This window comes from Saccharicrinis aurantiacus, from assembly GCF_001660705.2.
Taxonomy (GTDB): Bacteria; Bacteroidota; Bacteroidia; order Bacteroidales; family Marinilabiliaceae; genus Saccharicrinis; species Saccharicrinis aurantiacus.
Map to the genome: position 1 here is coordinate 430,864 of NZ_LYBV02000007.1, position 9,522 is coordinate 440,385.

A 9,522-nucleotide genomic window follows, 5' to 3' on the forward strand; every position below is an offset into this window, starting at 1 on the left:
TATAAAAGTTATGAGTAATAAAATATTTACAGAAAGATTAGCAAAGGCAAAGCAAGAACATAAAGCATTAATTACTAAAGAAAATGAGGCTCTCTATAGTGTTAATGGTATTTTTTGTCGACATAAAAATCCGATACTTACACGCGATCATATTCCATTACATTGGCGGTTTGACTTAAATGAAGAAACCAATCCATTTTTTATGGAGCGAATTGGGTTTAATGCCGCGTTTAATGCCGGAGCTATCAAGCTTAATGGTAAGTATATATTAGCTGTGCGCGTTGAAGGTAACGATCGTAAATCTTTTTTTGCCATAGCAGAAAGTCCTAACGGGATTGATAATTTCAAATTTTGGGATAAACCAATAACACTACCTCAAAACGAAGAGCCAGATACCAATGTGTATGATATGCGTTTAACGCAGCATGATGATGGTTGGATTTATGGTGTTTTCTGTACTGAGAAAAAAGATAAGAATGCTCCTGATGGGGATACTTCAAGTGCTGTTGCCGAAGCGGGAATTGCACGTACTAAAGATTTAATTACTTGGGAACGTTTACCCGATTTAATTTCTACCAGCGGGCAACAGCGTAATGTGGTATTGTTCCCTCATTTAATTGATGGGAAATATGCTTTTTATACGCGTCCGCAAGATGGTTTTATTGATACAGGTAAAGGTGGTGGAGTTGGCTTCGGCTTATCAGATACCATTGAAAACCCAGAAGTAAAAGAAGAGGTGATTGTTGATGCCAAAACTTACCATACTATTTATGAAGTAAAAAATGGATTAGGTCCAGCGCCAATCAAAACAGAAAAAGGTTGGTTGCAATTGGCACATGGGGTTCGTAATACAGCTGCCGGATTGCGCTATACCTTGTATATGTTTATGACTGATTTAGAAAAGCCATGGGTGGTTACACATAAACCACACGGGCATTTTATAGCACCCTTAAAAGAAGAGCGTGTAGGCGATGTTTCTAATGTTACATTCTCAAATGGCTGGATTGCTGATGAAGATGGTAAGGTGTTTATCTATTATGCTTCTTCTGATACCCGAATGCATGTAGCAACTTCAACAATTTATCAGTTGGTAGATTATTGTGTGAATTCTCCTCAAGATCAATTACACTCACACTTGTCTGTTGAAACCATCAATAATTTGATAGATGCCAATAAGGAGCATATGTCATTATTAGATACATAAATATAAAAGTTTCTAAAAGATTGGTCTATGATTAATAATTTGCAAAAACTAAAAACAGAGCTAGAGAACGAACTAACCCGTTTGCTCGATTATTGGTCTCATGAAGCGATTGATTTTAAAAATGGTGGTTTTATAGGGCGTATTAAAAATGGCGGAGTAAAAGATTGGGATTCTGAGAAGGGAATGGTTCTTAACGCTAGAATATTATGGACTTTCTCTTCGGCGTATCGAGTTACTCAGTTGACAAAATATAAAGAGATTGCTAAAAAAGCTTATGAATATCTAATGAAGTATTTCTGGGATACAGAATATGGCGGTTTTATTTGGTCAGTAACTAATTCTGGTTTGCCCTTAAATGAACGAAAGCAAACCTACGCACAGGGTTTTGGTGTTTATGCATTGTCAGAATACTATAGGGCAACAGGTGATGAGGAGAGTTTGAGTTATGCCTGCAAAACTTTTGTTCTGATTGAAGAGCGGTGCAGGGATGAAAAATTTGGAGGTTATATAGAGGCTTTTGATAAAAGTTGGTCTGTGTTGGAAGATATGCGTTTAAGTGTTAAGGATGATAATACCCCAAAGTCGATGAATACGCATTTGCATATTCTCGAACCATATACAAATCTGTACCGCATTTGGCCAAACAAAAAACTTAAAGAACGTATTGTAAATTTATTAGGCCTGTTTGAAAATAATATTGTTGATCCAGAGTCGGGACACTTTAATTTATTCTTTAGTATGGATTGGTCGGTTCAGTCCACCGCAGTTTCTTATGGGCACGACATAGAGGGTGCCTGGCTTTTGCACGAGGCAGCACAAGAAATAAAAGATGAGAACCTAATAAATGATATTCAGAAAACGGCATTGCGTTTAGTAGATATTACTATAAAAGAAGGTACAGATAGTGACGGATCTGTTTTTTACGAAAAGGACAACGGGGATTTAGATACAGAAAAGCATTGGTGGCCACAGGCAGAGGCAATGGTAGGATTGTATGATGCTTGGGAAATTGAGCCAAAGCAAATTTATCAGGATCATATTTTTAAAGTTTGGGAGTTTATTAAAACTAATTTGATGGATCTAGAATATGGAGAATGGTATTGGAGTGTAGATGAAAAAGGTTTGCCCAACGAAAATGAAGATAAAGTTGGCTTTTGGAAATGTCCTTACCATAATACAAGGGCTTTGATTGAGCTATTCGAACGAATTAATAAGCAGGGGAGTGATCTGTAGTTCAGCTAGGTGTTTACAATTATTCGAAAATAGAGTTGTATTGATAAAATAACTATTGTAAGGTTTTAAGTAAATTGAAAAGCTCAATAATCAATTAGTTAATTGAATTAAATAAAATTGAAGGAATGACTGAAGGAATTGGATTAAAGGAGAAAGTAGCTTATGGTTTTGGTGATTTTGCATCGTCCATGTTTTGGAAAATTTTTGCAATGTACTTAACCTTTTTTTATACCGATGTTGTTGAATTATCTCCAGAATCAGTGGCTTTAATGTTCATCATGGTTCGCCTTTGGGATGGATTGAATGATCCGCTCATGGGAATTATTTCCGATAGAACCTCCACCGCAATGGGTAAATTCCGACCCTATTTATTGTGGGTGGCTATTCCGTTCGGTTTAATTGGGGTGCTTACTTTTTCAGTGCCCGATTTTGGTCCTTCAGGGAAACTGCTATATGCTTATGTAACTTATACTTTAATGATGATGGTATACACAGCTATCAATGTTCCTTATGGTTCCTTAATGGCTGTGATGACAGATAACCCGAAAGAAAGAACATCTCTTGCTTCCTTTCGATTTATTGGTGCGTATACGGGCGGAATCGCTATGACAGCTTCTGCTCCGTATATTCTCGATTTCTTTAAAAATAGTGGGGCTACCGATGCCAAAAGTTATCAATACATGGTAATTATTTATGCAGTTGTTGCGGCCTTCTTTTTTATCATGACCTACTTATGGACCAAGGAGCGAGTAGAAGCGCTAAAGGAAAAAAGTTCGGTTATGCGCGATCTTAAGGATTTGATTAAAAACAGCCAGTGGTTTATTATGCTTGGCGCAGGAGTGTTAATGTTGGTGTTCCTTACTTTCCGAGAGTCAAGTATCATGTACTATTTTAAGTACTTTGTGCAAGATCAAATTTTACCCATTTTTGGCGATGTAGCCTGGGGGAAATTGTCAGGTGCTTATATGACCATTTGGTTAGTAGCAAATATGCTCGGTGTGCTTTTAGCAATTCCTGTATCTAATATTTTGGGTAAAAAAATGACCTTTATTGTCGCTATGTTTATTTCGGCATTGTTAAGTGTTTTAATGTATTGGTTAAATCCACAGGAAGTGATTTTAATATTTGTGCTAAACTTCATTACAGGGATTAGTGCAGGAATTGTATTGCCCTTAGTTTGGTCAATGTATGCTGATATTGCCGATTATTCTGAATGGAAAACTGGGCGAAGAGCAACAGGCTTACTTTTTTCATCATCTTCAATGTCGCAAAAGTTAGGCCTCATGGCAGGTGGAGTTCTTCCTCTTTATATATTATCATCCTATGGTTTTGAAGCCAACGCAGATCAAACACCACAATCCTTAGAAGGTATCAGGTTGATGATAAGTATTTATCCGGGTATAACCGCTGCCTTATCCGGACTAATATTGTTTGCATATAAGTTAACCGATAAGCGTATGCTTGATATTACCACTAAGTTAGTGGAACGAAGAAAATAATAATCGATGAAAAAAGTAATATTATTTATTCTCTCTTTCTCTTTGTCCTTGTTTATGAAGGCAAATAAAACGCCTTATTTACAGGGTCGAGTTTTTTTAGATCTTAATAAGAATGTCTTTTAAAGGAATACGCATATTTACCAAAGGAAATTTTGATGGCGGGTACAAGGATGTTGATTGGTACAATAAGAAGTTGTTTGAGGTTGTAGGGGAATTTCGAGAGTGATAAATTGATTATCAGTGGCAAAGCTCAATTTTTTATTGCATAGCCGTAGCTACGGAATAAAAATTAGCTGAAGCCAATGAAATCAAGGTGTTACTCGCAGATTTTCAATACAACTTTAAACAACTTCTAAGTAAGGAAAGATAAAAAGTAGTTTATGAAGTTTAATAATTTATATAAAGAATGGTTATTGTTAATGGTAGCTGTTTTATGTTTCTCATGTGTATCTAATAAGAGTTCGGAGAAAATAAATCAACCGAATATTTTATTAATAATGACTGATGATCAGGCATATGGTGATTTGTCAATGACGAATAATACCTATTTAGAAACACCTGTCATCGACCAATTGGCTAAAAGTGGTGCTTTTGCTTCTCATTTTTATGTAAGTCCGGTTTGTGCACCCACACGAGCTAGTTTATTAACAGGGCGTTATCATCAGCGCACCGGAGTTACTGGAGTAACCAGAGGCAGAGAAGATATGCGCCTGGATGAAATAACTATGGCTAATATTTTTAGCGACTTAGGTTATGTTACGGGTGTTTTTGGTAAGTGGCATAACGGAGCACATTATCCATATCACCCTTTAGGCAGAGGCTTTGATAATTTTGTTGGTTTTACTTCTGGGCATTGGAGTAATTATTTTGATACCACGATTGAAAAAAATGGGAAGCCCTTTAAAACACAAGGTTATTTAGTAGATGTTTTTACTGATGAGGCTATGCAATTTATGGAAGATAGTAAAGCAAAGCAGCAACCTTTTTTCTGCTATTTACCATACCAAACACCACATACACCACTTCAGGTTCCTGATGAATATTTCGATAAATATAAAAATAAGGGACTGGATGACTTTAATGCAGCTATTTATGGCATGTGTGAGAATGTGGATGATAATGTAGGACGAATTCTTAAAAAGTTAGAGGAGTTACAAATAGATGAGAATACTATAGTAATATATTTGTCTGATAATGGACCATTAAACTTTAGGTTTAACCAGAACCTTAAAGGAAAAAAGGGGATGGTTGATGAGGGAGGAACAAGAGTTCCGTTTATCGTCAAATGGCCAGGTAAAATTAAACCAGAAACTTATGTAGATACTCCATTGGGACACATTGATGTATTGCCAACCTTGTTAGAATTAATAGGGCTTGATTATGATTACTCAAAGCCAATTGATGGAATTAGTTTTGCTAGCCTACTGAAAGGGGATACTATATTTCCTAAGCGAATGTTATACAACGAGTTTTTTGGAAAGGAAAGAGTTTTGGCCGATCCGTATTTAATGGTAAATGATGCTCTTTTTAACATAAGGCTTGATCCTTCTCAAAAGGACGATATTAGTACTCAGTTTCCTAATGTTTACGATTCCTTGCGCACAGCCTACAATAAATGGTATAAGGCAGTAGCACCTCCAGTTACTGATGTAAAGTCTATTCCTATTGGTTATTCTGAGTATCCCATAAGTTATTTGCCAGCTCATGAAGCTACCTTATATCCTTTGTTTGAGGCTCGAAAAAACAGGAAGCATACGGGTATAGCTTATCATAGTTTATATGGATGGGCGCACGACTGGATTGATTTCTGGACAAGTACTGATGCTTTTGCGCAATGGAATATAAAAGTGGTAGATGACGCCAATTACGAGATTCAAATGGAATATGCTTTGGCTCCCGAAAATATTGGCACAGAGCTACGTTTTAAAATTGGAGAAGAACAGTTCAATTTTAGAGTGGGAGAGTCTTTTGTGCATAGCCAATTTCATAATCACGATAGGGTTGTAAGAGAACAGGAGGCTCCTGAAACCAATTGGAAAAAAACTGTAGTGGGCAATGTGTTCTTATCTAAAGGGGAAAAAATATTAAAGGTAGAGACCTTAAAAATGATAGGGAATCAATCGGTGGAATTAAAGGGCTTGTATTTAAAAAAGCTCGATTAAATAGTATTCATAAAAATTTATTCCCAACCAACTTTTAAATTGATTATAAATCAGATCTCATAGAATTGTAATATAATACAAATGAAGAATATATTCCTAGTTTTAATAGTTGCCGTATTGCTGATTTCGTGCACCAGTGAGCAGAAATTCACGCAAGCTTTCTTTAAAGAAGATATGGCTCGTAGCTTGTCGTTTTTTGATAAAGCTTATGATGGAAGTAAAATGACTTATTATTCTGAAATAGATTTTAAGGGTCAGGTAATATCTTCCAAAATATATACAGTTGCCCTAAGTCGTTTGATTTACGGTTTGGCGTTCTCAGCTCATTATTATCCAGAGAATATTGATAGAGCCCTGTCTATATCGCAATTTCAATTGAATAATATGATTGGTGAAGAATCGGGAGTAAGCTATTTTAAACCAGAATTTCCTACTGGTGCTAAAGAAATCCCAAATAAATTAGATATCTGGCAGCAGGCATATGGTTTATGTGGCTTAACCGAATTGTATCGTCAAACCAATGATACATTGTTGTTAAGTAAGTTGCGTACGTATCATAAGTCATTAGTTAAACGATTTAGAGACTCGATAAATGGAGGTTTTTTTGGAGAGGTTCAATTTAATGGAGAGGCAATTTCAGGAACCAAAACAATCCAATCTTTAATGTACCCTTTAACGGCCTATCTAATAAACTTAAGAGAAGCAGATGTGTATAATAGAAATGAATATGAGTCTATCTTAGAAGAACATTTATCAATTGCATATCAAAAGGTTTGGAACAGTTCTACCTCTTGGGTTAATGTAAAGTTTGATGACGATTGGAATCCAATTGATACAGATTCAGCAAGTGCATTTGTCACAGCAGGGCATAACTTTCAGTTCGCAGCTTTAATGTTAAGGGCAGGTGAATGGTCTTTTTTGAAAGATAGTACTAGGTTTAACTATCAAAAACTGGGAGAAAAAGTAATTGCAGAAACGGTACAAAAGAATATTTGGAAAAATCAGTTGATCGAACATGGCTTTTACGCCGGCTTTAATCCTCATACTAATAAAGGTTTAGATGATAATAGAACATGGTGGCAGCATTGTGAAGCCATCATAGCGCTCACTCTTTGTGGCGATAAATACAAAGCAGAATTAAATCAATTGCTACAGTTTTACTATTCAAATTTTATAGATACTCAATACGGAGGAGAAATATTTAATATAGATGCCAATGGTAATCCTGTGAATGAAAATAAAGGCCAAAAAGGAAAATCAGTTTATCACCATATTGAAATGCTTCGGTTCTTATTGGAGGCAAGTTGATTGAGTGAAAATAATAGTTCTTATAATTCCATTAAATACAATTAAAATGAAATATATACTAATAATAATTGCAAGCTTCATGTTTTTGGCTTGTCAAAAGCATCACGAGAATGATTTTATTCGTGTTAAAGATGCATCGTTTTACTTAGGCGATCAACCCTATGTATTTATGGGAGCCAATTATTGGCAGGGTATGAATATTGGAGCGCCTCAATCAGGTGACCAAAAGCGTTTGATAAGAGAATTAGATCAGTTGCAAGAAATTGGAGTAACTAATCTTAGGGTTATTGCAGCAAGTGAGGCTGATTCCTCAATGAAGTTTGCTATTCATCCTGCACTCCAAACAGCTCCAGGGATTTATAATGATGACTTATGGCAGGGGCTCGATTTTTTATTAACAGAGATGAGTAAGCGTAATATGAAAGCAGTTATGGTTTTAGGTAATTTCTGGACTTGGAGTGGCGGTTTTCCTCAGTATTTAAAATGGTGCAATCAAGGCGAAGTTCCTTACCCTCAAAAAGGGGAAAATACATGGGAGCAATTTACCGATTATACAACACAGTTTTATTTTAATGCAGAAGCGCAGGATATGATGAATAATCATATAAGGAATGTCATTCATCGTAAAAACTCAATTTCGGGTACTATATATAAAAATGACCCAACCATTATGGCGTGGCAATTGGCGAACGAACCACGCGGATATAAAGAACCGCATGCCTATCGTGAGTGGACGCAACGAACTTCAGCATTTATCAAGCAATTAGATAAAAATCACTTGGTTTGTTTAGGTACCGAGGGGAATACCTCCGGAAAAACGGCTGGAATAAATGTACTGTTAGATAATGATAATCCAAATATCGATTACATCACTATGCACATTTGGGCACAGAACTGGGGATGGTTTAAACCGAGCGATGGTGAACGTCGATTTAATGAAACGCTAAAAAAGGTTGATCAGTATTGGAGTGATCATGTTGAGGCGGCCCATAGGTTAAATAAGCCCATTGTTCTCGAAGAGTTCGGTATTGCCCGCGATAGTTCATCCTACTCACCAAGCGCCACTACAGTGTGGAGGAATAAATATTTTGATTACTTATTTAATAAAATTGCCAGTTCAATTGAAAATAATGAACCGGTCAAAGGATTCAATTTTTGGAGCTACTCTGGGGAGGCTCGTCCGCCTCGTCCAGGTCAATTTTGGCAAAAAGGCGATGTTCTTTTGGGCGATCCTCCTCATGAGCGCCAGGGGTGGTATGGTGTATATAATACAGATACAACCACTTTGAATGTAATTAAAGCGTACAGAAACAGAATAAAGTAAATGATTTATCAATAGAACCAAGCTCGTCATGCATAAAATACGGATGGGCTTACTAAGGATTTTATGGGCGTTCCCCTCCTAATACTATTCTATTATCAGCACAAATCCCTTTTCTCGGGTCATGCTTTCCGCTATATCTTTGTTTCGCCATAACGGGCTCACAAAGGATGCCGCTCCAATCATTAACGCATCTCTTCGTATACGTTCTGTAAAAACCACAAAGTATACTACGAGGAGTCGGCTTTGGTAAAAACACAAATAAAAGCCATATTAAACACAGATCAAACTCACGTCAACGTGAGTTTGATCTGTGTTTGATATGAGTTAAATATGAAATTATACAGAGTAAGACACAACCTAGTTCTTATATAGTATAGTGTATCATTCTCTATACTATGTAAGCGTTGTTTTTTCTGAGGTTAAAAAAAGAGAAAAAAAACTTTTTCGACTTAAAACATTGATAAACTATTCTTTAGTTATTATCTTCTTACTCCTCCTCAAAAAACTTTAATGTAGCATTAGGAATTGTAAATTAAAGTCCTCACTTTTGCACCCGCTTTGAACGCAAAGCACGATTACAACGGACATTTTGAGCGATGAAGAATGGATTAAAAACCCTTTATATAAGCGGTTTTTAGGTGTCAAAAAAAAGATTTAAAATTATTTTCAGGAACATTTGGAATTAAGAAATTAAATCAGTTATCTTTGCAGCCGCTTTTAACGAAGAGCTCGGAGTAACAAAAACGACATATTGAAAGTGATTGAAACTATTTAGCGATAGTCAATTGCAAT

The 9,522-nt window shown here is 36.1% G+C and carries 6 protein-coding genes; all 6 read left to right on the forward strand.

The window, feature by feature from the left end; all coding sequences use genetic code 11:
- Positions 1 to 10 precede the first annotated feature (10 nt).
- The 6 genes from A8B35_RS04130 (at position 11) to A8B35_RS04155 (ending at position 8,730) form a co-directional block, all read left to right on the forward strand.
- Complete coding sequence (locus A8B35_RS04130) at positions 11 to 1,204, forward strand: glycoside hydrolase family 130 protein (RefSeq protein WP_075602161.1); 1,194 nt, start codon at positions 11 to 13, stop codon at positions 1,202 to 1,204.
- Positions 1,205 to 1,231: 27 nt separating this feature from the next.
- Positions 1,232 to 2,437 (forward strand): AGE family epimerase/isomerase, encoded by a 1,206-nt coding sequence (locus A8B35_RS04135; protein ID WP_075602134.1) that lies wholly within the window; start codon positions 1,232 to 1,234, stop codon positions 2,435 to 2,437.
- A 125-nt stretch (positions 2,438 to 2,562) separates the two neighbouring features.
- The gene (locus A8B35_RS04140; protein WP_075602135.1) at positions 2,563 to 3,936 is read left to right on the forward strand and encodes an MFS transporter; all 1,374 of its coding nucleotides are present in this window, start codon (positions 2,563 to 2,565) and stop codon (positions 3,934 to 3,936) included.
- Between the two features lie 380 nt (positions 3,937 to 4,316).
- A complete protein-coding gene (locus A8B35_RS04145) occupies positions 4,317 to 6,098 on the forward strand; it encodes an arylsulfatase (RefSeq protein WP_083634302.1) in 1,782 nt (593 codons plus the stop codon).
- An 81-nt stretch (positions 6,099 to 6,179) separates the two neighbouring features.
- Positions 6,180 to 7,406: an AGE family epimerase/isomerase gene (locus tag A8B35_RS04150; RefSeq protein WP_075602136.1), complete on the forward strand. Its 1,227-nt coding sequence runs from the start codon at positions 6,180 to 6,182 to the stop codon at positions 7,404 to 7,406.
- A gap of 46 nt (positions 7,407 to 7,452) precedes the next feature.
- Positions 7,453 to 8,730, forward strand: coding sequence for a glycoside hydrolase 5 family protein (locus A8B35_RS04155; RefSeq protein ID WP_083634303.1), 1,278 nt, complete (start codon positions 7,453 to 7,455; stop codon positions 8,728 to 8,730).
- Positions 8,731 to 9,522: the final 792 nt, after the last annotated feature.